The organism is Ornithinimicrobium faecis (assembly GCF_023923225.1).
In the GTDB taxonomy this organism is placed as follows: Bacteria; Actinomycetota; Actinomycetes; order Actinomycetales; family Dermatophilaceae; genus Ornithinicoccus; species Ornithinicoccus faecis.
Window position 1 is genome coordinate 714,507 of sequence record NZ_CP099489.1, and the last position, 26,316, is coordinate 740,822.

20 protein-coding genes are annotated in these 26,316 nt (G+C 69.2%); 16 read left to right on the plus strand and 4 right to left on the minus strand.

The genetic code is table 11. The features are described 5' to 3' along the window. Positions 1-165 precede the first annotated feature (165 nt). Both NF556_RS03250 and NF556_RS03255 read right to left on the minus strand, forming a co-directional pair. Complete coding sequence (locus tag NF556_RS03250) at positions 166-1,161, minus strand: inorganic phosphate transporter (protein WP_269759937.1); 996 nt, start codon at positions 1,159-1,161, stop codon at positions 166-168. A gap of 4 nt (positions 1,162-1,165) precedes the next feature. After that, the gene (locus tag NF556_RS03255) at positions 1,166-1,807 is read right to left on the minus strand and encodes a DUF47 domain-containing protein (RefSeq protein ID WP_252594067.1); all 642 of its coding nucleotides are present in this window, start codon (positions 1,805-1,807) and stop codon (positions 1,166-1,168) included. A 138-nt stretch (positions 1,808-1,945) separates the two neighbouring features. On the opposite strand from NF556_RS03255, the gene NF556_RS03260 reads away from it, so the two are divergent. Then, entirely contained in the window at positions 1,946-4,393 is a 2,448-nt protein-coding gene (locus NF556_RS03260) for a phosphoketolase family protein (RefSeq protein ID WP_252594069.1), read from the plus strand. A gap of 73 nt (positions 4,394-4,466) precedes the next feature. Here NF556_RS03260 and NF556_RS03265 read toward each other — a convergent pair whose 3' ends face one another. After that, positions 4,467-5,354 carry a LysR family transcriptional regulator gene (locus NF556_RS03265; protein ID WP_252594070.1) on the minus strand — a complete coding sequence of 296 codons (888 nt, stop codon included), beginning with the start codon at positions 5,352-5,354 and terminating at the stop codon, positions 4,467-4,469. A 200-nt stretch (positions 5,355-5,554) separates the two neighbouring features. On the opposite strand from NF556_RS03265, the gene NF556_RS03270 reads away from it, so the two are divergent. Together NF556_RS03270 and NF556_RS03275 are read left to right on the plus strand one after the other, a co-directional pair. Further along, positions 5,555-6,391: a DMT family transporter gene (locus NF556_RS03270; RefSeq protein ID WP_256829334.1), complete on the plus strand. Its 837-nt coding sequence runs from the start codon at positions 5,555-5,557 to the stop codon at positions 6,389-6,391. Positions 6,392-6,485: 94 nt separating this feature from the next. After that, on the plus strand, positions 6,486-7,493 hold the full coding sequence (locus NF556_RS03275; protein ID WP_252594072.1) for a hypothetical protein: 1,008 nt from the start codon (positions 6,486-6,488) through the stop codon (positions 7,491-7,493). A 226-nt stretch (positions 7,494-7,719) separates the two neighbouring features. On the opposite strand, the gene metH is transcribed toward NF556_RS03275, so the two are convergent. Beyond that, positions 7,720-11,379 carry a methionine synthase gene (gene metH, locus NF556_RS03280; RefSeq protein WP_252594073.1) on the minus strand — a complete coding sequence of 1,220 codons (3,660 nt, stop codon included), beginning with the start codon at positions 11,377-11,379 and terminating at the stop codon, positions 7,720-7,722. A 144-nt stretch (positions 11,380-11,523) separates the two neighbouring features. On the opposite strand from metH, the gene NF556_RS03285 reads away from it, so the two are divergent. The 13 genes from NF556_RS03285 (at position 11,524) to pstA (ending at position 26,316) form a co-directional block, all read left to right on the plus strand. Next, positions 11,524-12,057: a SigE family RNA polymerase sigma factor gene (locus tag NF556_RS03285; protein WP_252594075.1), complete on the plus strand. Its 534-nt coding sequence runs from the start codon at positions 11,524-11,526 to the stop codon at positions 12,055-12,057. Further along, positions 12,057-12,983, plus strand: a complete 927-nt coding sequence (locus NF556_RS03290; RefSeq protein ID WP_252594076.1) for a hypothetical protein — start codon at positions 12,057-12,059, stop codon at positions 12,981-12,983. The genes NF556_RS03285 and NF556_RS03290 overlap by 1 nt, the downstream gene beginning before the upstream one ends. Before the next feature lie 13 nt (positions 12,984-12,996). Continuing rightward, a complete protein-coding gene (locus tag NF556_RS03295; protein ID WP_252594077.1) occupies positions 12,997-13,980 on the plus strand; it encodes a hypothetical protein in 984 nt (327 codons plus the stop codon). A 33-nt stretch (positions 13,981-14,013) separates the two neighbouring features. Further along, a complete protein-coding gene (locus tag NF556_RS03300) occupies positions 14,014-14,913 on the plus strand; it encodes a hypothetical protein (RefSeq protein ID WP_252594079.1) in 900 nt (299 codons plus the stop codon). Between the two features lie 26 nt (positions 14,914-14,939). After that, on the plus strand, positions 14,940-17,378 hold the full coding sequence (gene treY, locus NF556_RS03305) for a malto-oligosyltrehalose synthase (protein ID WP_252594080.1): 2,439 nt from the start codon (positions 14,940-14,942) through the stop codon (positions 17,376-17,378). Positions 17,379-17,422: 44 nt separating this feature from the next. Next, positions 17,423-17,893, plus strand: a complete 471-nt coding sequence (locus NF556_RS03310; RefSeq protein ID WP_252594081.1) for a hemerythrin domain-containing protein — start codon at positions 17,423-17,425, stop codon at positions 17,891-17,893. Between the two features lie 19 nt (positions 17,894-17,912). Continuing rightward, positions 17,913-19,739 carry a malto-oligosyltrehalose trehalohydrolase gene (treZ, locus tag NF556_RS03315; RefSeq protein ID WP_252594082.1) on the plus strand — a complete coding sequence of 609 codons (1,827 nt, stop codon included), beginning with the start codon at positions 17,913-17,915 and terminating at the stop codon, positions 19,737-19,739. Between the two features lie 76 nt (positions 19,740-19,815). Then, entirely contained in the window at positions 19,816-20,427 is a 612-nt protein-coding gene (locus tag NF556_RS03320; protein WP_252594083.1) for a hypothetical protein, read from the plus strand. 613 nt (positions 20,428-21,040) lie between these two features. Continuing rightward, on the plus strand, positions 21,041-21,649 hold the full coding sequence (locus NF556_RS03325) for a DUF47 domain-containing protein (protein ID WP_252594085.1): 609 nt from the start codon (positions 21,041-21,043) through the stop codon (positions 21,647-21,649). A gap of 2 nt (positions 21,650-21,651) precedes the next feature. Continuing rightward, positions 21,652-22,644 carry an inorganic phosphate transporter gene (locus NF556_RS03330; protein ID WP_252594086.1) on the plus strand — a complete coding sequence of 331 codons (993 nt, stop codon included), beginning with the start codon at positions 21,652-21,654 and terminating at the stop codon, positions 22,642-22,644. 200 nt (positions 22,645-22,844) lie between these two features. Beyond that, complete coding sequence (gene pstS, locus NF556_RS03335) at positions 22,845-24,083, plus strand: phosphate ABC transporter substrate-binding protein PstS (RefSeq protein ID WP_252594087.1); 1,239 nt, start codon at positions 22,845-22,847, stop codon at positions 24,081-24,083. A gap of 149 nt (positions 24,084-24,232) precedes the next feature. Then, positions 24,233-25,168, plus strand: coding sequence for a phosphate ABC transporter permease subunit PstC (gene pstC, locus NF556_RS03340; RefSeq protein WP_252594088.1), 936 nt, complete (start codon positions 24,233-24,235; stop codon positions 25,166-25,168). Next, positions 25,168-26,316 carry a phosphate ABC transporter permease PstA gene (pstA, locus tag NF556_RS03345; RefSeq protein ID WP_252594089.1) on the plus strand — a complete coding sequence of 383 codons (1,149 nt, stop codon included), beginning with the start codon at positions 25,168-25,170 and terminating at the stop codon, positions 26,314-26,316. Before pstC ends, pstA begins: the two co-directional genes overlap by 1 nt.

A 26,316-nucleotide genomic window follows, 5' to 3' on the forward strand; every position in this document is an offset into this window, starting at 1 on the left:
GACGTCGCCGGTCTGGGTGCTCGCTGCCGCCCAGGCGCTGGTCGGGGTGGGCGTGCGAGACCTCTATGAAGTTGCGGGACCGCGTACGAAACCTCTATGAAGTTTCGGGTGGGCGTACGAAACCTCTATGAAGTTTCGGGTGGGCGTGCGAGACCTTTATTAATTTCAGAGGAAGAGCGCGATGATCCAGTAGGTCACGGCGGCGACGATGCCGGCGCCGGGGAAGGTGAGCACCCACGCGCCGACGATGTTGCCGGCCACGCCCCAGCGCACGGCGGAGAGCCGGCGGGTCGCGCCGACGCCCATGATGGCCGAGGTGATCGTGTGGGTCGTCGAGATCGGTGCATGGAAGCCCATGCCCGCGATATAGAGCACCGAGGCGGCGACGCTCTCAGCGGCAAACCCCTGCGGTGGGTCGAGGTGGATGATCCGGCGTCCGAGGGTGCGCATGATCCGCCACCCGCCGGCATAGGTCCCTGCCGAGATGACCAGTGCTGAGCTGATCGTCACCCACAACGGGATGCTGTCGCCCTCGTGATAGCCGCCGACGACCAGCGCCAGGACCACGATGCCCATCGTCTTGGCGGCGTCCTGCAGGCCGTGACCCAGCGCCATCGCGGCGGCTGAGACCGTCTGCGCGTGGCGGAACCTGCGGGACATCTTGCCCGGGTGGCCGTGGCGGAAGATCCACAGGATCGCGGTCATCGCCAAGAATCCCAAGATCATGCCAGCGATCGGCGAGACGAGCATCGGGATGACGATCTTGAACAGGATGCCGTCCCAGAGCACGGAGGTGCCCGCAGCCAGTGAGGCCCCCGCCATGCCGCCGATGAGGGCGTGCGAGGACGACGATGGCAGGCCATACCACCAGGTCAGCAGGTTCCAGCCGATCGCGCCAACCAGGGCGGCAGCGACGATGGCCAGGCCGGTCATGCCCTGGGGTGGGTCGATGATGCCCGAGCCGACTGTCTGGGCGACCCCGGTGCCCAGGAAGGCGCCGATCAGGTTGAAGACCGCGGCCATGGCCAGCGCCACACGCGGGGTGAGTGCCCGGGTCGACACCGAGGTGGCGATCGCGTTGGCGGCATCGTGGAACCCGTTGGTGTAGTTGAATCCCATCGCCAGGAGGACGACAAGAACAACGGGAAGCAGTCCCTCCACCGGCTCAGGACTCCTTGGCTGCGATGCTCTCGACCGTGTTGGCCACGGTCTCGAAGGAGTCGGCCGCAGCCTCAAGCTCGTCGAAGAGTTCCTTGAACTTGATGATGTCCACGGCATCGCGGTCGCCGTCGAACAGCGCGGCGATCATCTGCCGATAGTTCCGGTCCGCCTCGTTCTCCAGGCTGTTGATCGCGATCCAGAACTCCTGCAGATCATGCATCTTCTCCAGCCCGGGCATGGCCTTCAGTGTCAGGTCGGCCATCTCGACCAGGACGTCCACCTGCGCGGTCACCGCCGCGGGGAGCTCGCCCACGCGATAGAGCACCATGATCTCGGCGCTCGCCTCGATGTGGTCGAGGCAGTCGTCCAGGCGGGCGGCCAGCCGATAGATGTCGTCGCGGTCGAACGGGGTGATGAACGAGCTGTTGACCGCCGACAGGATCGCGTGGGTCGCCTCGTCGCCCTCGTGCTCGATCTGCTTGAGCGCCTTGGCGGCGGCCGCCCACTCGCCCGGCGGCCCCTCGATGGTCGCCTTCAGCAGGTGAGCACCGTCCCGGATGTGGGTCGCCAGGTCAGCGAACTGGCCGTAGAAGCTCGTGTTCTGGGGAGTCAGCTTGAAGCGCACGGCCTGAATGCTACGGGACATCTGGTGGTTGGTTCAGCGTCACGTCACAGTCACCCTCTGTTCACTCGAGCAGGGCCCCGCCGTATGCCGAGGGGTGGCGCGGCGGACGGGCGCCTGACAGGCTCGGGTTGGCCCAGGTCCACGAGCGGGAGGTCCACCATGAGTGCAGCAGCCAAGACCACGAACGCACCCCTCGATGGCGCGCAGCTCGAGGCGATCGACACCTGGTGGCGGGCCTCCAACTATCTCGCCGTGGGACAGATCTATCTGATGGACAACGCGCTGCTGGAGCGGCCACTCGCGGAGCAGGACATCAAGCCCCGGCTGCTCGGTCACTGGGGCACCAGCCCGGGGCAGAACTTCCTCTATGCCCACCTGAATCACCAGATCATCGAGCGCGACCTGGACATGATCTACCTGTCCGGTCCCGGTCATGGCGGGCCGTCGCTGGTCGCGGCCGCCTGGCTCGAGGGGACCTACTCGGAGGTCTACTCCCACGTCGGCCCGGACGCCCGTGGGCTCAACGCGTTGTTCCGCCAGTTCTCCTTCCCCGGCGGCATCCCCAGCCACGTCGCGCCGGAGACACCGGGCTCGATCCACGAGGGTGGCGAGCTCGGTTATGTCCTCTCGCATGCCTACGGCGCCGTCTTTGACAATCCCGACCTGATCGCGGTCGCCGTGATCGGTGACGGGGAGGCGGAGACCGGGCCCCTGGCGACGGCCTGGCACAGCAACAAGTTCCTCAACCCCACCGTCGACGGGACGGTCCTGCCGATCCTGCACCTCAATGGTTACAAGATTGCCAACCCCACTGTGCTGGACCGGATTCCACAAGACGAGCTCGAGTCGTTGCTGGTCGGCTACGGCCACCGGCCCTACTTCTTTGAGGGCGGTTTCGACGATGAGGACCCCGCCGAGATCCACCAGCGCTTCGCCGCCCTCCTCGCCGAGGTGCTCGAGGAGATCGGGAGGATCAGGAGGGAGGCGAGCGACGGCATACGGGAAGGTCGCCCACGCTGGCCGATGATCGTCTTTCGCACGCCGAAGGGCTGGACCGGGCCGAAAGAGGTCGACGGTCTGCCGGTCGAGGGCACGTGGCGCAGCCACCAGGTGCCCATGGCCGCGGTGCGCGGCAATGCGGAATACACCCGGCTGCTCGAGGACTGGATGCGCAGCTATCGGCCCGAGGAGCTGTTCGGGCCGGATGGTCGCGTGGTGGAGACGATCGCGCGCAACAACCCCAGCGGCACCCGCCGGATGAGTGCCAACCCGCACGCCAACGGCGGCACCCTCACCCGTGACCTGGACCTGCCCGACTGGCGGGAGTGTGCCGTTGACGTGCCCAGTCCCGGCGGCGCCACCGCGGAGGCCACCCGGGTGCTGGGCGAGTGGGTGGCGCAGGTGCTGGACCACAACCGGGACAACTTCCGCATCTTCGGCCCCGATGAGACCCACTCCAACCGGCTGGGGGCCGCCGTGGAGGAGGGCGGCAAAACCTGGGTGGCCGAGGTCGTGGACACCGACGTCGACCTGTCGCGGACCGGCCGGGTGATGGAGGTGCTGTCCGAGCACCAGTGTCAGGGCTGGCTCGAGGGCTATCTGTTGACCGGGAGGCACGGCATCCTCAACAGCTATGAGGCGTTCGTGCACATCGTCGACTCGATGTTCAACCAGCACGCCAAGTGGCTGGACGCGACGCGTGACATCCCGTGGCGGGTGCCGATGCCGTCGCTGAACTATCTGCTCTCCTCCCACGTGTGGCGCCAGGACCACAACGGTTTCTCGCACCAGGATCCGGGCTTCCTCGACGTGGTGATGAACAAGACGGCCGACGTGATCCGGATCTATCTGCCCCCGGACGCCAACACGCTGCTGTCGACCTATGACCACGTGCTGCGCAGCAAGAACTACGTCAACGTCGTGGTCGCCGGCAAGCAGCCCGGACCGCAGTGGCTCTCGACGCAGGAGGCCGCGCTGCACTGTGCCCGAGGCATCGGCATCTGGGAGTGGGCCGGCTCGGAGGTGGCCGGCGACAAGCCCGATGTGGTGCTGGGCTGCGCTGGTGACATCCCCACCCTGGAGGCGGTTGCTGCGGCGAAGCTGCTCCGCGAGCACCTGCCCGAGCTGCGGGTGCGCGTCGTCAACGTCGTCGACCTGATGCGGCTGCAGGACGAGCGCGAGCACCCGCACGGCCTGAGCCACCGCGACTTCGACGCGCTGTTCACCACGGACCGGCCGGTGATCTTCGCCTTCCACGGCTATCCGGCCCTGGTGCACAAGCTGACCTATCGCCGCACCAACCATGCCAACATCCACGTGCGCGGGTTCAAGGAGGAGGGCACCACGACCACGCCCTTCGACATGTTGATGATGAACGACCTGGACCGCTATCGGTTGGTCTGTGACGTGATCGACCGGGTCCCCGGGCTGGCCGAGCGCGCCGCCGGGCTGCGTCAGCAGATGCAGGACAAGCGCGAGCTGGCCCGGACCCACACCCGCGAGCACGGCGAGGATCTGCCGGAGATCACACAGTGGGTGTTCAACGATGACGACAACACGCAGGGCTCGGGGGCGCCCGGCGCCGACACCGGCGGCGACAACGATTGATCAGGAGGGCTCGCCAGAACGGCTGATCAGCTCGCCAGAACGCCTGATCAGGACGACTCGCCAGAACGACTGATCAGGACGCCGCGCAGTCCCGGAGCAGCTCCACCGCGCGGCGTGCCGCCGGTGCGCCAGCCACGGTGTCGCGCACCAGGACCCGGATCTCGCGCACCGGGGTGGGGTCGACCAGGGGCATGGCCACCACGTCGCCCGGCAGCTGCCGACAGGCGAGCTCGGGCATGACGGTGATGCCCAGACCGTGACCCACGAAGGCGAGGGCGGTGTGGAAGTCGTGGGTGTCGACCGTGAACCGCGGAGAGAAACCGCAGGCGGCCGCCGCATCGATGGCCAGTGATCGGCAGGGTGCGCCGGGGATGTCGTTGTCCACCCAGGACTCGTCGGCAAGCTCGGCCATCGCGACCCGGTCGCGTCCGGCGAGCGGGTGGCCCGCCGGCACGACGAGGAGATAGGGGTCCTCGAGCAGGGTGTGGGCGGTGTGGCCCAGCGGCGGGAAGGGGTGCAGTCGGGCGACGGAGACGTCCAGGTCCGCCGCCGGGGTGTCCGCCGCAGGAGCCAACTCGGCGTGCTGCAGGACGAGACGCACGTCCGGGAACTCCTCCTGGAGGGCCGCCACGACGCGCGGCATCCAGGCCGCCCCCACCGACGCGAAATAGCGCATCACCAGGGTCCCGCTGCGTCCGGCCCGCAGGTCGTCCACGACGTCCTGCACGCCGGACAGCGCACCCAGCACCAGGTCACTCGCCGAGGCCAGGGTGCGGCCCGCAGCCGTCGGCTCGATCCCCCGCCCGACCCGGTCCACCAGGGTCAGCCCGGTCTCGCGGGAGAGCGCAGACAGGTGCTGGCTGACTGCGGAGGGTGTGTAGCCCAGCAGGGTCGCCGCACCGCTCACCGAGCCGGTGGAGACCACGGAGCGCAGGACCCTGAGACGGTGCGCGTCAAGCATCCCCCCACCATATAGCAACGCTTAACTCTTGTGAAGGAAGATTCGCTTGTGCTGATGTGTGTGGGAGGCACACCATGGTCGGTATGACCACGACTCAGCCTCGGCTCGGACCCCGCGCAGTTCGATCTCGTGCAGTTCGACCCCGAGCAGTTCGACCCCGTGCAGTTCGACCTCGTGCCGGTCTGCTGGCGGGTCTTGCGGTGGTCGTCACCATGGTGTTGTGGGCCTCGGCCTTCGTGGCCATCCGCTTCGTGGGGGAGGATCTCTCGCCCGGGCCCTTGGCGCTGATCCGGGTGCTGGTCGCGACGGCGGTGCTCACGCCGTTCGCGCTCCGGGCCGGGCTGCAGATCCCGCGCGGGCGTGCCTGGTGGTTGGTGGTGGCCTACGCCGTGCTCTGGATGGGCGTGTACTCCGTCGTGGTCAATGCCGCCGAGCAGCACCTGGATGCTGGCACCACCTCGATGCTGGTGAACATCGCCCCGATCCTGGTGACGGTGTGGGTGGGCCTCGTGCAGCAGGGTGGCTTCGCCCGGCCCCTCGTGATCGGACTCGTGGTGGCGTTCACGGGGGTCAGCGTGATCGCGCTGGGCAACGACGGGGCCGAGCGGGACGTGGTGGGCATCGCCCTCGCGGTGCTGGCCGCCGTGCTCTATGCAGCCGGGGTGCTGCTGCAGAAGGGCGCACTGCGCACGATCGACTCGCTCTCGGTCACCTGGTGGGGCACCGCGCTCGGTGCCGTGGCGCTGCTTCCCTTCCTGCCGACGGCGTGGGCGCAGGCTGGTGCGGCACCGACCTCGGTGCTGCTCAGCGCGCTCTATCTGGGGGTCTTCCCGACGGCATTGGCCTTCAGCCTGTGGGCCTATGCGCTGCGCAGGGTCGACGCGGCACGCCTGAGCCTGAGCAGCTATCTGGTCCCGGCCTTTGCCGTGCTGCTGTCCTGGATCCTGCTGGCCGAGGTGCCCACGGTGGCTGCGCTGGTGGGCGGGACGTTGTGCCTGGCCGGAGTGGCCATCAGTCGGATCCGCAGTCGTGCGTGAGGGGCTGGCGGCCAATAAGTGCTTGCTGCCGCTAGCAGGCGGTGCCACGGTGGAGGGACGGAATGACACAGACGTCCATCCGAAATGGGGAATCATGCGCACTATCGTCCTGGCCTTCGCGGCCATCGCCGCACTGCTGCTGGCTCCGACCGCAGCGAGCTCGCTCGAGCCCGGTCACGGGGGCCCACCGGGTCGCGTGCCGGTCTGTCTGGTGACCGAGGGAGCGCCCGACCTGGAGCACACCATCGAGGTGCCGCCCGTCGTGGCCAGGGTCCTGACGCAGGTCACGCTGTCCTACCCGGGGGCGTGCGCCGAGTATGGCGAGTCGGCACCACGGGGAGACGGGACGCTCACGGCATACAGCCAGGTCTGGCAGGACGAGCCGCAGGCCGTCGGCCTGGTCTTCCCCTCCGAGACCCTCGAGGGGCTGCCCCATGACCCGCCGACCGCGGGCCTGTGGTGCTTCGACAAGGACGGCAACGGTGAGGTCGACCCGATGATGGAGTGCGCGGGTGGTTATGAGGACGCGCTGCAGCTCGGTGAGGAGTTCCGCACGCAGGTCGACTCGCCGTTCACCTACGTGCTCAACAACTGGAACCCGCACGGGCACATGCCACCCGGCATCTATGACAAGCCGCACTTTGACGTGCACTTCTACATGAACCCCAACGAGGAGCGCCTGGCGATCCGGCCCGGACCGTGCGACGCCCTCGTCAATTGCGACGACTACGTGCTGGGCAAGAACCTGCCGGACGAGCAGTTTCTGCACCCGGACTTCGAGGACCTCAACGCGATCGAGCCGGCGATGGGCAACCACCTGGCCGACCTCACCTCACCGGAGCACAACGGCGAGCCGTTCACGCACACCTTCATCTATGGCACGTGGGACGGCGAGGTCACCTTCTATGAGCCGATGGTCACGCACGACTGGTATGCCGATCTGGCCAGCGGGAGCATCGGTGACAGTTGCTTCCCGATCGAGCAACCTGAGGCGTTCGCCGAGTCGGGCTGGTTCCCGACGGAGTATTGCCTGCGCTATCGCGAGAACCGCGACGAGCTGACCACCTCGCTGGAGTCCTTCGAGTTCCACGAGGCCAGCTGAGGGCCGGTCCAGGCGCGCGGCGCTCGTGAGTGCGGGGAGCGACCCTGGAGGGGCGTTGAGCGCGCTCGTCAGCCGCCGTGGGTCAGGGTCTCGGGGCCCACGAACTCGTGAGTGCGGGTAGCGACCCGGGAGGGGCGTTGAGTGCACTCACGAGACCGGCGGGAGCTACGAAACCCCTGAAAAAAGACGGAATCGGGCAGCGAAACCCCTGCAAAAATTGGTGGGGTTATGACGGCGTGTAGCCGAGGTTGGGCGCGAGCCAGCGCTCAGCCTCCTCGAGGCTCCAGCACTTGCGGGCTGCGTAGTCCTTGACCTGGTCCTGGGCGAGTTTGCCCACGGCAAAGTAGACCGCCTCAGGGTGCGAGAGATAGAGACCAGACACCGCCGACGTCGGTGTCATCGCGCACGACTCCGTGAGCTCGATCCCGGCCTCGTCCGCGTCGAGCAACCGGAACAGCGTGCGCTTCTCGGTGTGGTCGGGCTGGGCGGGATAGCCCGGGGCCGGGCGGATGCCGTCGTAGTGCTCCTTGATCAGCTCGGCGACCTCGAGCGACTCGTCGGCGGCATAACCCCACAGGTCCGTGCGCACCCGGCGGTGCAGCCACTCGGCGAAGGCCTCGGCCAGGCGGTCGGAGAGGGCCTGGGCCAGGATCGCGGAATAGTCGTCCAGGTCCTCCTTGAAGGTCATCGCCAGCTCGTGGGCCCCGTGGATGCCGACGGCGAAACCGCCGATGTGGTCGCCCTCGGGGGCCACGAAGTCGGCCAGGGCGGCATAGCGGTTGGACCGCTGCTTCTGCTGGCGCAGCGTGTGCAGGACGGTCGTGGTGCCGTCCGGCTCGGTGATCTCGATGTCGTCCTGACCGAGCCTGCGGGCCGGCCACAGGGCGACCACACCGCGCGGGGTCAGCAGCTTCTCCTCGAGGATCCGGTGCAGCAGCGTCTGCCCGTCGGCGAAGAGCGCGCGGGCCTGCTGGCCCTGGCGCGGGTCGTCGAGCAGCTTGGGATAGGTGCCGCGCAGCTCCCAGGCAGAGAAGAACGGGGTCCAGTCGATGATCTCGACCAGCTCCTCCAGCGACGGCTCGACGACGTGTCGACCCAGCTGGCGTGGTGCGGAGTGTCCGGGCGTCTCCACGGCGCGGGTGTCCGCGCGGGCGGTGGCGAGGTCCACCAGCGTCACCTTCTTGGCGCCGTGCCGCTCGCGCAGCTCGGTGAATTGCTTCTCGACCCGGGCCGCCAGCTCGGACTCTCGGTTGATCGCGTCCCCGGCCACGCCCACCGCACGGCTGGCGTCGGCGACGTGGGCCACGGTGCCGCGATAGGCCGGGTCGATCTTGACAGCCGTGTGCGCGGTGCTGGTGGTGGCACCGCCGATCAGCAGCGGGGTGGTCATCGCGCGCCGGCTCATCTCGGTGGCGACGCCGACCATCTCGTCCAGGCTCGGGGTGATCAGCCCGGACACCCCGACGATGTCGGCGCCCCACTCGGTCGCGGTGTCCAGCAGGGTCTCCGCAGGCACCATCACGCCCAGGTCGCGCACGTCGTATCCGTTGCAGGACAACACGACCCCGACGATGTTCTTGCCGATGTCGTGCACGTCGCCCTTGACCGTGGCCAGCAGGATCTTGCCCTTGGTGTGGCCACCCGTCTCCGCGGCCGCGGCCTCCAGATAGGGCGTCAGGTGCGCCACCGCCCGCTTCATCACGCGCGCGGACTTGACCACCTGCGGCAGGAACATCTGACCGCTGCCGAACAGGTCGCCCACGACATCCATGCCGTCCATCAGGGGGCCCTCGATGACCAGCAGCGCCGAGCCGAGCTCCTGATAGGCCTCCTCGGCGTCCTCCACGGCAAAGTCGGAGATGCCGTGCACCAGCGCGTGCCGCAACCGCTCGGCGACCGGCTCGTCACGCCACGCAGCCTTCTCCGGGGCGCTCCCACCGCCGGTGGAGGTGCCCTTGTAACGCTCGGCCAGCTCCAGCAACCGGTCGGCGGCATCCTCGCGCCGCGCCAGGATCACGTCCTCGACGGCCTCGCGCAGCTCGGGCTCGATCTCCTCATAGATCCCGAGCATCCCCGCGTTGACGATGCCCATGTCCAGGCCCGCCTCGATCGCGTGGAACAGGAAGACCGCGTGCATCGCCTCGCGCACGGTGTTGTTGCCGCGGAAACTGAACGAGACGTTGCTGATGCCGCCGCTGACCAGGGCGCCAGGCAGGTTGGCCTTGATCCAGCGGGTCGACTCGATGAAGTCGCGGGCATAGAGGTCGTGCTCGCTCATGCCGGTCGCGACGGTCAGCACGTTGGGGTCGAAGATGATGTCCTGCGGCGCGATGCCGGCCTGCTCGGTCAGCAACCGGTAGGCCCGCCCGCACACCTCCTGCCGCCGCGCCAGGGTGTCGGCCTGGCCGGTCTCGTCGAAGGCCATCACCACGACGGCCGCGCCATAGCGCCGCACGATGGCCGCCCGGCGCAGGAACTCCTCCTCGCCGTCCTTGAGCGAGATGCTGTTGACGACACCGCGCCCCTGCAGACAGCGCAGCCCGGCCTCGAGCACCTCCCACCGCGAGGAGTCGACCATGACCGGCACGCGCGAGATGTCCGGCTCGCCCGCCAGCAGGTTGAGGAAGTTGGTCATCGCCGCGACCCCGTCGAGCATGCCCTCGTCGAGGTTGACGTCGATCAGCTGCGCCCCGGCCTCGACCTGTTGCCGCGCGATCTGCACGCCGGCGTCCCAGTCGCCCTCGGCGACGGCCCGCTTGAAGCGGGGTGAGCCGGTGATGTTGGTGCGCTCGCCGACATTGATGAAGTTTGTCTCCGGGGTGGCCGTGAACGGCTCGAGACCTGACAGGCGCAAGTATGCCGGCAGCTGGCTCGGGTGCCGAGGTGCCACGTCGCGGACGGCGGCCGCGATGGCCACGATGTGCTCGGGCGTCGTGCCGCAGCACCCGCCGACGATGTTGACCATGCCCTCGCGGGCATAGTCACCGAGGACCGTGGCCATCTGCTCGGGCGTCTCGTCATAGCCACCAAAGGCGTTGGGCAGACCGGCGTTGGGGTGCACCGAGACCAGTCGCACGCTCGACCCGGAGACCTCGCGCAGGTGCGGGCGCAGCGCGGCCGGGCCGAGGGCACAGTTCAGACCGACCGAGACCAGGTCGAGGTGCTCGGTCTCCAGGTCCGTGGAGACGATGAACGCCTCGGGGGTCTGGCCGGACAGGGTGCGGCCGGAGGCGTCGGTGATCGTGCCGGACAGCATGACCGGGACCGCCCGGCCCAGCTCCTGCCCGACCGTGTCGACCGCCCGCAGGGCGGCCTTGGCGTTGAGGGTGTCAAAGACCGTCTCAATCAGGAGCAGGTCGGCCCCGCCGGCCAGCAGCCCCCGGGCAGCCTCGGCATACGCGTCGTGCAGTTGCTCGTAGGTGACGGCCCGGAACTCCGGGCGCTCCACGTCGGGGGACAGGGAGGCGGTGCGGTTGGTGGGGCCCATCGCCCCGGCGACCCAGCGAGGCCGGCCGTCGCGCGCGGTGAACTCGTCGGCCACCTCGCGCGCCAACCGTGCCGCCGTCGCGTTCAGCTCGGGGACCAGGGCCTGGGTGCCGTAGTCGGCCTGGGCGATCGAGGTCGAGGAGAAGGTGTTGGTGGTGGTGATGTCCGCGCCGGCCTCGAAATACTGCCGGTGCACGTCCTGCACGACGTCGGGCCGGGTCAGCTGGAGGAGGTCGAAGTTGCCGCGATAGGTGCGGCCCTCCTCGGCGCCCTCGAAGCGGAAGTCATCCTCGGCGAGCTCGACCTGCTGCAGCAGGGAGCCCCATGCTCCGTCAAGGATCAGGATGCGCTCGCGCGCCTGGGCGCGAAACTGCGAGGTTGTGTTCTGTGGGGCGGTCATGCTCACCTCTCATGCCACGGCTGTGGACTTCCAGCCTGCTCGGCTGGGCCTTGGGGACGGCATCACCGAGGATAGATCAGATGCGCGTGCAACATTTCCCCCTGGTGCGTGCGTCATTGCGGGTGTGAGGAACAGGAGACCTGGATGAGACTCTTCGGCCGCTCGGCCGAGCAGGGCGAGATCGAGGCCTACGTCGAGGGCGCCATGCCCCGGCTGGTGGGCCTCGCCTACGCCATGACCGGGTCCAAACCGGATGCCGAGGACCTCGTCCAGGACACCCTGGCGACGGTGATCACCAAGTGGTCACGCGTCTCCGGGGCAGAAAATGTGGACGCCTATGTGCGGCGCACCATGGTCAACACGCTGATCTCCAAGAAGCGGCGCAAGTGGACCACGGAGGTCGTCTCGCACGAGGCGGTCACGGCAGACCGGGCACAACCTGTCGGCGCAGGGGTCGCGCAGCAGGTGACTGACCGAGATGCCGTGCTGGGGCTGTTGCGCCAGCTGCCGGACCGGCAGCGGGCCGTGATGGCGCTCCGTTTTTATGAGGACCTGCCTGATGCACAGATCGCCCAGGCCCTCGACTGCTCTGAGCAGGCCGTGCGCAGCGCGGCGCACAACGCAATGAAGACGCTCCGCCGGCTGCTGCCGGCACACCAGGATCAGGGGGTTGGCTGATGGCCCAGCACGATGACAGCCGACGCACCGATGACGACATCTCGGCGATGTTGCGCGGAGCGCTAGGCAATACAGACTTTGATTACGAGTCGCTGGTGGGTGGGGTCCACCGGCGGGCCGGTCGCATCCGACGCCGCCGGGCGATCGCCACTGGTGCCGCCGTGGCTGTGCTGGGGCCGGCGCTCGTGGGGGGCGCCGCCCTGGTGCTGCCCGACATGCTGGGTGATGAGGGCACGGTCGTCGGTCCCGCTGCATCGACGGATGTCGCGGTGGAGACGACTCAGGAGCCGACCGATCAGGCGGAGCAGACGGGCGAGCAGACACCCGACGCGCCGCCGTGGCAGGACGCGGAGCCGCCGCTGCCCGAGGGTGGTGCCGAGCCTGAGAATGAGGACCTCCCCAACGCCTGGGAGATCCCGGACGCCCGGCCCACCGGGGTGAGCGTGCTCGAGGGGTTCGGGGTGCCGCAGACATTCTCGAACTATCCACGGACTGTGCCTGTGATGGGTCTGATGACCTGTGACCCGGGCAACGCAGGCGGGGTGGAGCCGCTCGCCGGCCAGAGCGTGACGTACTACGAGGAAGGTATGGACGGGCTGAGCATCGACATCCACGTGACCGGCTGGGAGGACAGCGCCGCGGCCCTGGACGGCCTGGTGAACGACGACTACACCTCGTGTGTCTGGGATGACCGGGCCGGCGAGGTCGAGCCGTGGCCCGGCCACGAGGGCGACGAGGACTACCTGCTCTTCCCGGGCACGGAGCCGGGCCTGGATGCAGCGGTCGTGCGCCAGGGTGACTATCTGATTGCGGTCACCGTCCGGGACGGCTCTGACACCGGATCGGAGACCGAGATCGCCACCGAGATCGCCAGCAAGCAGGCGGACAACCTCGAGGCACTCGACCCGGACCACGGGCGGGACTGAGGGAGGTCTGGCAATGAACCCTGAGTTCAGTGGCCCACCAGGCCGAGGCGACGACGACCGCATCAGCGCACAGCTGTGCCGAGCCGTCGGTGCTGCCGACTTTGACTACGCGACGCTGGTCGACGGTGTGCACCAGCGGGCCGGCCGCATCCGGCGCCGCCGAGCGCTGACGACCGGAGCCGTCGTGGCCGTCTTTGGCCCGGCGCTGCTCGGTGGGTCGGCGATGGTGCTGCCCGGTCTGCTCCCGGGTGGTGTTGAGGGCACCGTGACTCCGGCCGAGACACCGCTCGCGGCCCTGACCGAGGAGGCCGAGCCCACGCCGGAGGCTGGCGCTGACACCGAGACTGCCGGAGACGCGAATGGGCGAACCGCCGAGGCGGAGCCTGGACAGGTCCAGGACCCGCCCTGGCAGGAGACGGCTCCACCGCTGCCAGAGGGTGGGCTGGACGATGCCAACTCGGGCAACGCCTGGGAGATCCCGGATGCACGCCCGACCGGGGTGGCCCATCTGGAAGGCTTCGGAGCGCCGCAACAGGCCCTGATCACCCGCAGGGCCATGCCGGTGATGGGCGCCATGGTCGGCAACACCGGGGTGGAGGACATGGCGCCGGTGGCTGGGCAGAGCTGGTTCTACTATCACGAGGACAACGGCTCCTCCGGCGGCAACGTTCAACTCCAGGTCACGGGGTGGGACGACAGCAGGGCAGCCCGCGACGCCATCCGGGACGACACGCTGATGAACTTTGTCCGGGACACGGACGACGAGTGGCAGCGGCTCGACTGGAGCGAGCACATGGCCGATGACGATTACCTGCTCTATCGCGCGACCGCTGGAGGACGCCACCTCGGGTTCGCGGTGGTGCGGCAGGGGGACTACCTCATCGGGGTCACGGTGACCGACACCGAGGGGGAGATCAACGCCGAGGTTGCTGGGGAGATCGCGAGCAAGACGGCAGACAACATGCAGGCCCTGGACCCGGTCCACGGCCGCGACTAAGGGGGACACATGAGGAACACACAGGGGGACACCATGAACGAACAGACCACCAGCCTGGCGCAGGGAGGCCACGCGCGGCGCCGACGAGCACTCGTGACCGGGGCTGCGGTGGCGGCGCTCGGCACCGCGCTGATCGGGGGCTCGACACTCGTCGGCGGCGAGGAGGAACCCGGCGACACCGCCGAGATCGTGCTCACCCCCGCTGCTGGTGGGAGCAGCACGGAGCCAGCCTCGGCACAGCCGGCCAGCCTGGGCACGGGCCAGGCCCTCGGCGGGGATCAGGTCAGTGCCGCCGACCTGGCGGCGGTCGAGGGCGACGCAGCACCGCCGTGGCAGGACAGTCAACCGCCGCTGCCTGAGGGCGGGATGTTGCCGGAGAACCCGGACCTGCCGAACGCCTGGCAGATCCCGGACGCCCGGCCGACCGGCGTGGACTATCTGGACGTCTTCGGCGCTCCGAGGATGGGGATGAACTATCCCAGGATGGTGCCGGTCTTCGATGCCATGGTGTGCAACACGGGTGCCGACGACGTCGAGCCGCTGGCCGGGCAGAACTGGATGTATTACCTGGGCGACGGCACCGACCTGGACGCGGACTCGGTCGACATCGTGGTCACCGGCTGGGAGGACAGCACTGCGGCGCGTGACGCCCTCCGCGATGACACCATGACCTTCTGTGTCCGGGACACCGCAGGCGATTGGCAACAGCTGGAGTGGGCCGAGCACGAGGGTGATGACGACTACCTGCTCTATCAGGCCGGGTCAGGGACCGGGCTGGACCACAGCTTTGCCATCGTGCGCCAGGGCGACTATCTGGTCGGCGTCACCGTGACCGGCACACGCGGTGAGGCCAAGGTCGGCGGCGCGGCGGAGATCGCGAGCAAGATGGCCGACAACCTCGAGGTGCTGGACCCCGTCCACGGCCGCGACTGACACCCGCGACTGACAGACTCGGGGGCGTGAGCCCCTCTGATGTCACCGCGACCTACCGGCTGCAGCTGCACGCCGGGTTCACGTTCGAGCACGCCCGCCAGGTGGTTGCCTACCTGGCGGGCCTCGGCGTCTCCCACGTCTATCTCTCGCCGGTCCTGACAGCAGTCCCTGGCAGCCAGCACGGTTATGACGTGCTGGACCACGGGTCCATCGACCCGGAGTTGGGCGGCCGAGAGGGACTCGAGGCCCTGGCCGCCGACTGCCACGAGGCCGGGCTCGGCGTGATCGTGGACGTCGTCCCCAACCACATGGCGCTCACGGCGCCGGAGTGGGCCAACGCCCAGGTCTGGGCCCTGCTGCGAGGCGGCCGTCAGTCAACGACAGCGCACTGGTTCGACATCGACTGGGACGCCCTCGGCAGCCGGGTCGGTCTGCCCATCCTCGGGGCGCCGCTGGAGCAGGTGCTGGCGGAGGGGCAGCTCACCCTCGACACCGGACGCCCCGACGAGGGGCTGGCCGCGGGTCAGCCGGTCATCCGTTACTACGAGCACGTCCTCCCGGTGGCCGAGGGCACGGCTGGTCCGGTGGCCGGCGGCACGACACCGCCGTATGCCGAGGCGCACCCCGGCGCAGACGTCGCCGAGGTGCTGGAGCGGCAGCACTATCTGCTCGCCCACTGGCAGGACGCGGAGGCAGCCCTGAACTATCGCCGGTTCTTTGAGGTCGACTCGCTGATCGCGGTGCGCGTCGAGGAGCCGGACGTCTTCGAGGACACCCACCGGCTGCTGCTGGATCTGCACCACGCGGGCGTCATCGACGGCTTCCGCATCGACCATCCCGACGGGCTGGCCGACCCGGAGGACTATCTGCGTCGACTCACCCGTCAGTGTCGCCCCGGCACGCCGATCTGGGTCGAGAAGATCCTGGAGGACTCCGAGCGACTGCCGCGCAACTGGGAGTGTGCCGGCACGACCGGCTATGACGGCCAGGCGGTGCTCGCGCAGGCGCTCGTCCCGGAGGCCACCATCGAGACGATTGACACCACCTGGGCCGCGACGGGCGGTGAACCCTCACTGGACGTCGTGGTCGACGCCACCAAGCGCGGCGCCGTGGACACCCTGCTGACGCCGGAGACGGCCCGCCTCGGTCGCCGGGCCCAGCAGGCCCTGCCCGATGAGGAGCCCGACGCGCTCGCGGCCGCCCTGCGGGAGCTCCTGGTGGCCGTCGATGTCTATCGCGCTTATGTCCAACCGGGGCAGGAACCCGCCCCGGAGGCGCAGGCCCGCCTGCGCGGCGCGATCGAGCGGGCCGCCGGAGCCAGTGACCGGCCTGAGGTCGTGCAGCGCGTCGGTGAGGTGCTCCTGCACCCCGACGGCACCGCCGACCCCGCGGCCGCCCGCGACCTGGCCGTGCGCTTCCAGCAGGTCACCGGGCCGGTGATGGCCAAGGGCATCGAGGACACGGCGTTCTATCGCTGGCACCGTCTCGTCGCCCTCAACGAGGTCGGCGCAGACCCCGCCGCACAGCCGGGCACGAAGGACCTGATCGCCTGGGCGCAACACCAGGTCGAGCACTGGCCCCTGTCGATGACCACGCTGTCCACCCACGACACCAAGCGCAGCGAGGACGTGCGAGCCCGGATCCTGGCCGTGGCGGCCGACGCCGACGCCTGGCGGGCCTGCTCCGAGGCGTTCGGCCGGGCAGCAGCTGAGCACGGCGTGGACGGCCCCACGGCCCACCTGCTCTGGCAGACCGTGGTGGGGGCTGACGGCGACCAGCAGGCGAGCCTCGGGCTGGATGAGGAGCGCCTGACGTCCTATCTGGTCAAGGCCATGCGTGAGAGCAAGGAGCACACCCACTGGACCGCCGTCGACGAGGCCTATGAGGAGCGGGTGCTGTCCCTGGCACGCGAGACGCTCGCCGACGGCCCGTTGCGCGAGGTCATCGCCCGGGCAGTCACCGACAACACTCGCCGCGTGCGCGCCGTGACCCTCGCCCAGAAGCTGCTCCAGCTCACCCTCCCCGGCGTGCCCGACACCTATCAGGGCGCCGAGCTGGTCGACCTGTCCCTGGTCGACCCGGACAACCGCCGGACCGTCGACTTCGCCGAGCGGACGCAACGCCTGGCCCGGCTGGACGGCGGCGGAGCCCCACAGGACCTTTCCGACGAGAAGTTGCTGGTCACCGCCGCGACGCTGCGACTGCGCACGGAGCGGCCGGGCTCGTTCGCCGCTGGGTTCAGGCCACTGGACACTGGGGCCAACGTGCTCGGCTATCTGCGCGGTGACGACGTGCTCGTGCTCGCGGTGCGTCAACCGGATGCCGAGGGGACTGTCGCGGCCACTGACGTCGAGTTGCCAGCGGGTGCCTGGGTCGACCGGCTCACGGGTGCTCGACACCAGGGCACCGTGGACACGGGCTCGATCTTCGCCGAACTGCCCATAGCGCTCCTGGCCCGGGAGTAGGACGATGGAGGCCTGCAGCTGCGTGTGTTGACAGGAGAGGGCCGATGGCCAGCGACGACGTCGTGACGGAGGGCTTCAGGGCCTATCTGAAGCAGGTGCGCGCCCACCGCGCCGAGTTGCGCGACGCCGTGCGCCGCGTGGAGGACACGCTGGCCTCCCCGATCGCCCGCGGCACGGCCTGGCGCACCCGGGTCGCGGTCGCGCTGGCCAACCTCTCGCGCGACTTCGAGGATCACATCCACCTCACCGAGCGCCCCGGCGGCCTGTATGACAGCGCCCGGTCGGCGCAGCCCCGCCTCGCCGCGACGGCTGAGTCGTTGGTGGCCGAGCACACGGGGCTGCGGGCGGCCATCGAGGCGTGCCTGAGCGATTTCACCGAGGGCGCGGACGACGCTGATCTGGAGCGTCTGCGGGAGAGCGGCACCCACCTGATCGGTCAACTGGTGCGGCACCGGCAGCGCGGTGGCGACCTGGTCTATGAGGCCTATGCCGTCGACATCGGCGGCGAGGGCTGAGTCTGGCATCATCGGCCCCGTGAGCCAGGAGCCGTCCCAGCCAACGACATCCCAGCAACAGAGGCAGTATGCCGTGTGGGCACCCGACGCCGGCCGCGTCCACGTGGTGGTCGGTCACCTCGACCGAGCGCATGGTGTGGCGACATCTGACCCCCACCGAGCGCGCCGGATGACGCCAGGGGACCGGCCGGGCTGGTGGGTCGCGCCGATCGAGCCCGACGACGACGGCCGCTATGCCTTCCGCATCGACGGTGGCGACCCGCGGCCCGACCCGCGCTCGCTGTCCCAGCCCGACGGGGTCCACGAGGCCTCCGCCCTGCTCGACCTCACGGCATACGAGTGGGGTGACGCAGACTGGACCGGACGGGAACTGCGCGGGGCGGTGCTCTATGAGCTCCACATCGGGACGTTCACGGAGGCGGGCACGCTCGGGGCGGCGATCGAGCACCTCGACCACCTGGCCGACCTCGGCGTCACGATGGTCTCACTGCTGCCGGTCGCGGCCTTCCCCGGACGGCATGGCTGGGGTTATGACGGGGTGGCGCTGTTCGCGGTGCACGAGCCCTATGGAGGGCCCAGCGCCCTGCAGGCGTTTGTCGACGCGGCGCACCAGCGGGGTCTGGCCGTGTGCCTTGATGTCGTCTACAACCACCTCGGGCCGAGCGGCAACTATCTGGCGCAGTTCGGGCCCTACTTCACCGACCGGCACCAGACACCGTGGGGATCGGCGGTCAACCTGGATGGGCCGGGCAGCGACGAGGTGCGCCGGTTTGTGCTGGACAACGCCCGGATGTGGCTGGAGGACTTCCACCTCGACGGGCTGCGCCTCGACGCTGTGCACGCGCTGCACGATGAGCGCGCGGAGCACATCCTGGAGTCGCTGGCGACGGTGGCCGACGAGGTGGCCGAGCAGACCGGGGTGCCCCGCAGCCTGATCGCCGAGTCCGACCGCAACGACCCCGCGACCGTCAGCCCGCGCGGGCTGGGCGGAGCCGGTGGGTTGGGGCTGACGGGGCAGTGGGCCGACGACATCCACCACGCGCTGCACGTGGCGTTGACGGGCGAGGCCCAGGGCTATTACGCCGACTTTGCCGACCCCGAGGCCCTGGGCAAGGTGCTGACCCGCACCCCGTTCTTCCACGACGGCACGTACTCGAGCTTCCGCGGTCGCGGACACGGGCGGCCGGTCGACCTGGAGACAACACCCCCGTGGCGGTTCGTCGCCTCCCTCCAGACTCATGACCAGGTCGGCAACCGCGCGACCGGAGATCGCCTGTGCCACAGCCTGACTCCCGGGCAGGCCGCGATCGGCGCGGCGTTGCTGTTGACCGCGCCCTACACCCCGATGTTGTTCATGGGCGAAGAGTGGGGAGCGAGCACGCCGTGGCAGTTCTTCACGGACCACTCCGAGCCCGAGCTGGTCGAGGGCATCCGCACCGGCCGCGCGCGCGAGTTTGCCGAGCACGGGTGGGCGGCGCAGGTCCCGGACCCGCAGGACGAGGGGACCGTGGCAGCCTCCCGACTCAACTGGTCCGAGGTCTCGCAGGGGCCGCACGCCGAGTTGCTCGAGTGGCACCGCACGCTGCTGGGCCTGCGCCGCGATCTTCCAGACCTGGTGGAGACCCCGCTGACGGACTCCTCCCTGAGGCGCGAGGACGCCGTGCTGGTGCTGACCCGCGGGCGGGTCCAGGTGATGGCCAACCTCTCTGGTGACCCCGCCGAGGTGAGCCTGCAGGGGGAGCCAGGCACTCGGCATACGGCTGCACAGTTCGGTGGTGCCCGGGCCGAAGGGGAGACGCTCATCCTGCCGGGCCACTCGGTGATCGTGCTGACCGCTGTCGAGTGAGCGACCCAGGGTTGATCGGGCCGTCGGGCCCGGTGGATTGCTGGTCGCTGAGCGGTCGCCGCGTACGCTGGGGCCCGTGAGGTTCCACAAACCGATCCCCCTGCCGCCCGACTCGATCGACGCCACCACCCCGGCCCCCGACCAGCTCGAGGCGGCAGAGATGGCCCACCGCAGCGCCGCCGTCCTGGTGGACCGCGGCCGAGCCAGCGACGACCCCGAGTTGCTCCAGCGCCTGATGGACCTGCCCCGCACCGTCGGTCTGCAGACGCTCGCCGAGGTGTGGTCCGCCCGCCCCGCACGCACGCTGCCTGGTGCCCTGTGGCGGCTCTATGTCCTCGACGAGTGGGTGCAGCGCGCGCCCGAGGTGGTGGCCGAGGCCTTCACCGCGGGCGCGTCCCGTGCCGAGGTCTATCGGGTGATCTCGGGCGTCGTTGAGCCGCCGCGACCGGAGGACCTGCGCGAGCTCACCCACCAGATCCTCAGCGGTGTCTATGAGGGCGACCTCGACGTGGCCCTGGAGCGGGCGGCCGCCTTCTGCCATGTGACGGCGACCGGCCTGGCTGTGCTGCACGAGGACGACGGTGAGTCCTCCCGCTCCGAGCAGCTGCGACGTGCCGCCCGCCTGCAGGAGACCGCGACGGACCTGCAGGCCTGCGCCAAACTCTGGCTGCGCGGCGACCTGCACTGAATCTGCGCCGGCTCTGAATCTGCACCTGCTCCCGGCGTGTCGTGCACCGTGCGGCCATCGTTGTGGCGTGTCGCGTGCTGGAGCCCCGATGTGGCAACGCCGATGACGCACCACCAAACGCTGCCCACGAAACGTGGGACACCCCACCAGGGTGGGCCGCGTGGTGTGCCAACCCCAACCGGGTGGGCCGTGTGGTGTGCCAACCTCACCCGTCTGACCTGCGACGCTGCACGGCCCTCCACAGCCGGGAACACATCTGGGGGTGCAAGCCGTTAGCCTTGACGATGTGCCGGGCCGCGGCAGCCCCGGGCTCCAACATTTGCCGCCACGAGCGGCCACACGCCGAGAGGCGCTCCCGGTCCGGCACATTAAACTTTGATCGGCTCCTCGCGCCTCGCACCAGCGGGCGTCGGCGTGCGGAGCGAGGGGGTTTCAGCAGGCTGAGCCGGGAGGCGTCGGCGTGCGGAGCCGGCGGGTGTCGGCGGGTGACGCATGGGGTGTCATGCGGTGGAACGTGAGGTTTCGAATCGGTGCCGCCCCTGCGTAGCATGTGCCGTGCGGCGGCGTCCCGTCGCGCCAGCCAGACAATGGGAGCAGACGAGTGCGCCTTCGCTTGACCCCCAGGACAGCGCCCTTCGTCGATGCGCTCGCCGGGCTGGCGGTCCTGGTCCACAAGGGCACCCTCACCGTCCGTGACACCCTGGGCGTCGGCATGCTCGAGCGTGGGGGCGAGTTGGAGCGACTGCGGGTCCTGCATCGCGAGGCTGAGCGGGGGCGCACCGAGCTGCTCGACCTGGCGAGGGAGTCCTTCGTGACCCCGTTTGACCGCGGGGACATCCACCAGCTCACGGTGGCGCTCGCCGAGGTGCTGACCCACCTGGAACGGGCGGTCGACGGTGGCATCCGACAGCGCATCGACGACCCGCCCGAGGGCACCGCCAAACTGATCGACGCGCTGATCCAGATGGCCGAGCTGACCGCACAGACCCTCCCCAAGCTGCATGTCCTGGCGGATGTGGCCAGCTATCCGGTGGAGATGCGGCGACTGGGGGTCCGTGCGGACCAGGCCCGGCGAGAACTGCTGACCGACGCGCTCTCCAGACGGGCGGACCCGCTGGGCGCCCTCCGGGTCACCCTGGTGATCGAGGAGTTGACCGCAGCGATCCACGATCTTGAGCGGGTCGCCACGGTTGTCGAGGGCATCGTCGTCAAGGAGTCCTGACGGTGGACTGGCTGCCGGTCGCCCTGGTCATCGGGCTGGCTCTCATCTTCGCCTTCACCAACGGGTTTCACGACGCGTCCAACTCCGTCGCGACCGCGATCGCCACGCGTGCCCTCAGCCCGCGCATCGCCATCACGATGGCCGCTGGCCTCAACCTGGTGGGAGCCTTCCTCGGCGAGGGCATTGCCCGCACGATCGGCGAGAACATCATCGTCCCGCCGGACGGCACGGAGGGGCTGATCCTGATCACCGCGGCCCTGCTCGGTGCGGTGGCCTGGAACCTGATCACCTGGTGGTGGGGCATGCCCTCCTCCTCCACCCACGCCCTCATCGGGGGCCTGGCCGGGGCCTCCCTGGCTGCAGGGTCGACGGTTCTGTGGTCCGGCATCTGGACTGACGTGGTCCTGCCCATGTTCGTGTCGCCGCTGGCCGGCCTGGTGGTCGCCTACCTGGGGATGCGGGTGCTCGTCCGGGTCGTGGGCAACCACCGGCGGCAAGGCGTTGACCGGGACCTGCGCCGTGCCCAGGTGGCCTCGGCCGCCGCCATGGCCCTGGGACACGGGCTCCAGGACGCTGCGAAGACGATGGGGGTGGTGGTCCTGGCCCTGTCCGTCACGGGCCATGGGGGAGGGGATGGCGTGCCGTGGCCCGTCATGGTGTCCGCTGCGGTGGCCCTGGCTGCCGGGACGTATGCCGGGGGCTGGCGGATCATGCGCACCCTGGGTCGGCGGATCATCAGTCCCGCACCGGAGCCTGCCCAGGGCATGGTTGCCGAGGCCTCCGCCGCTGCCGTGCTCTATCTCGCCGCCGTCGCGCACGCGCCGGTCTCCACGACGCACACGATCACCTCAGCCATTCTCGGGACAGGCCTGACCGGTCGATCCTCCGCCATCCGGTGGGGTGTGATCCGCCGGATTCTGCTCACCTGGGTGCTCACCTTCCCGGCTGCAGCGGGGCTGGCCGCGCTCCTGTGCGCGGTCGTGCTGGCTCTCTGACCTCGCACGACGTGAGCGACGCCACACCAGAAGTGTTGCGGATTCAAATGTCGTTCACGCCGTGTTCACCCAGCACGCCCGATCGGGTCACGTCCCCTCCCTAACCTTCAGCGAGGTTGGCAACGCCGCCAGCACGCAGACTGCGCACCACGCAGCAGGTCGCGTGCCACCCCACCCCTGACTGCAAGAGAGGCAACACCGTGAAGCTGAACCGCCTGGGTTCCACCCTCGCCATCGCGATGGCCGCGTCGCTGGTCCTCACCGCCTGTGGCGATGACAACCCCACCGCGTCCGACGAGACCACCACCGAGGAAGAGGCCGCCGACGACGGGGCTGCCGACGACGGCGCCACCGATGACGCTGCTGACGACTCTGCCGACGAGAGCGCAGCCGGCGAGGGCGAGGACTCCACTGCCGAGACCGGTGGGGCCGGCGAGGGCGACGCCCCCGCCGCTGAGCTGTCCGGCACCCTGTCCGGTGCTGGTGCATCGTCGCAGGACTCCGCCATGGCGGCCTGGATCGCCGGTTACAACCAGGGCCAGCCCGGCGTCACCGTGAACTACGACGGAGTTGGCTCCGGCGGTGGCCGTGAGCAGCTCGTCGCGGGTGCGGTGGACTTCGCTGGTTCGGACGCCTACCTCGACGAGGAAGAGGCCACGGCAGCCCAGGAGGTGTGCGGCCCGGACGGTGCGATGAACATCCCGGTCTACATCTCCCCGGTGGCCATCCCCTACAACGTGCCCGGTGTGGACACCCTGAACCTCACCCCGAGCGTTCTGGCCCAGATCTTCAACCAGCAGATCACCACCTGGAACGACCCGGCCATCGCTGCGGACAACCCGGACGCCGACCTTCCCGAGGCCGACATCACCGTGGTCAACCGTTCCGACGAGTCCGGCACCACCGAGAACTTCATGGAGTACCTCTCCGCGGTGGCCGCTGAGGACTGGGAGCACGAGGCCGACAAGGTGTGGCCGGTCGCCGGTGGCGAGGCAGCCCAGGGCACGTCCGGTGTCATCCAGGTCGTCGGCGCGACCGAGAACGCGATCGGCTATGCGGACGCCTCCGCCGTCGGGTCCCTCAGCACCGCCCTGATCGGTGTGGGCGACGAGTTCGTCGAGTTCTCCCCGGAGGCCGCGGCCAAGGTCGTCGACGCCTCCGAGCCGGCCGAGACCGGTGTCGAGGGTGACCTCGCCCTGGAGCTGGCCCGCGACACCACCGAGTCGGGTGCCTACCCGATCGTCCTGGTCTCCTACCACATCGTCTGCAGCAACTACTCCAACGCTGCTCAGGGCGACATGGTCAAGGACTTCATCGGTTACGTCATCTCCGAGGAGGGTCAGGCCGCCTCCGCCGAGGCCGCTGGCTCCGCCCCGATCTCCGAGGACCTGCGGACTGCCGCCACGGAGTCCCTCGACTCCATCACCACCGGCGAGTGAGCTGACCGCATCCTTCACAGAGCTCGCACCGACGCGACGGTTGCCGCCAACAGGCGGTGGCCGTCGCGTCATGCCCGTTCTGGCACCATCGTTGTGACCGTGGTCCGCGGCACCTGCCGGGCCACGTCCGACCAGCACTGAGGAATGAGATGAGCGAAACCACCACCCGCGAACGCCGCGGCGGCACAGTCCGTCGTCCTGGCGACCTCGCCTTCAGCGGTGCATCGGTGGGGTCGGCGCTGCTGATCCTGTTGATTCTGGCCGGCGTGGCCGTCTTCCTGACCACTGAGGCACTCCCGGTCTTCAGCGCGGACCCCGCAGACATCACCGAGGGCGAGGGTTTCTTCGCCTATGTCTGGCCCCTCGTCGCGGGCACGGTGATCGCCTCGCTCATCGCGATGGCCATCGCCACGCCCATCGCGGTGGGGATCGCGCTGTTCATCTCGCACTACGCGGGCGGGCGACTCGGCGGGATCATCGGCTTCGTGATCGACCTGCTGGCGGCAGTGCCCAGTGTCGTCTTCGGCATGTGGGGCATGCAGGTCTTTGCCGTCAAGCTGGCACCGTTCTATCAGTGGCTCGAGGAGAACCTCGGCTTCATCCCGTTCTTTGCCGACGGCTCCGCCACGGGGCGCACCCTGCTGACGGCGTCCCTGGTGCTGGCCGTCATGATCCTGCCGATCATCACCTCCGTCTCCCGCGAGGTCTTCCTGCAGACGCCCAAACTGCACGAGGAGGCAGCCCTGGCGCTCGGCGCCACCAAGTGGGAGATGATCAAGACCGCCGTCCTGCCGTTCGGTGCCCCGGGCGTCATCGGTGGCACGATGCTCGGCCTGGGCCGGGCACTCGGCGAGACGATGGCCGTGGCCATCATCCTCTCGCCCGGAGCCTTCACCTGGAACATGATCGGCACCGGCAACAAGACGATCCCCGCCGAGATCGCCCTGAACTTCCCTGAGGCCGCGGGTCTGCGGCTGTCCGAGTTGATCGCCATCGGCCTGGTCCTGTTCGTGATCACCTTTGGCGTCAACCTCTTCGCCCGGTGGATCGTCAACCGCCGTTCCGAGTTCTCTGGAGCCAACTGATGAGCACACAGACCGAGCAGCCCGTGGATGGCCCCACGGAGCACGAACTCGACCACATCTCCGGGGTCGTCCCCTCTCCGGTGCGCCCCACCACCTCCCTGCCGGGCTGGATCTCCCTCGGCGGCGGCGTGCTGATCGCGTTGGCGCTGTGGGTCCTGCTGGACGCGAACCTGGCCGTCGCGCTGGTCGGCGGCTACGTCGTCTATGTGGTGTCCGTGCACCTCGCCTACCGCTCCGCCGGTGGCTCCCGCGTCGCCGTGGACCACACGATGAAGGCGCTGATCTACGGGGCGTTCGTGTTGGCGCTGATCCCCCTGGTCTCGCTGATCTGGACGGTCATGGAGAACGGTGCCCTGCGCGCGTTCAACCTCGACTTCCTGCAACAGAGCATGAACGGTGTGACCGGGGTCCACGACAAGGCCTACTTCGAGGACGGCGCCCCCATGGTCGGCGGTGCCTATCACGCGATCATCGGCACGTTGATCATCACCGGACTGGCGACACTCATCTCGGTGCCGATCGGCCTGTTCACCGCCATCTACCTCGTGGAGTACGGCGGCAAGGGTCGCCTGGCCCGCTGGGTGCGGTTCATGGTCGACGTGATGACCGGCATCCCCTCCATCGTCGCCGGGCTGTTTGCCTTCGCGCTGTTCGGGGTGATCTTCGGCGTCGGCACCAAGAACGGTCTGGCCGGTGCGATCGCGCTGTCGGTGCTGATGATCCCGACCGTGGTCCGCAACAGCGAGGAGATGCTGCGGATCGTGCCCAACGAGCTGCGGGAGGCCTCGCTGGCGCTCGGTGTGCCCAAGTGGGCCACCATCGCCAAGGTGGTGCTGCCGACCGCTGCGTCGGGGCTGGCCTCGGGCATCACCCTGGCCATCGCCCGGGTCATCGGTGAGACCGCTCCGCTGCTGGTCGCGGTGGGCTTCACCCGCGCCATGAACGTCAACCCCACCGAGGGGCCGATGATGAACCTGGCGCTCTACGCCTACTACATGTTCACCCGACCGCTGAACCCCGGATTCCGTGATCCCAGCATTGAGCGGGCCTGGGCCGCCGCCGTGCTGCTGATCCTGATCGTGGTCATCCTCAACCTCACCGCCCGTGCCATCGCCAAGGTCTTCGCCCCGAAGACCTCCGGCCGCTGA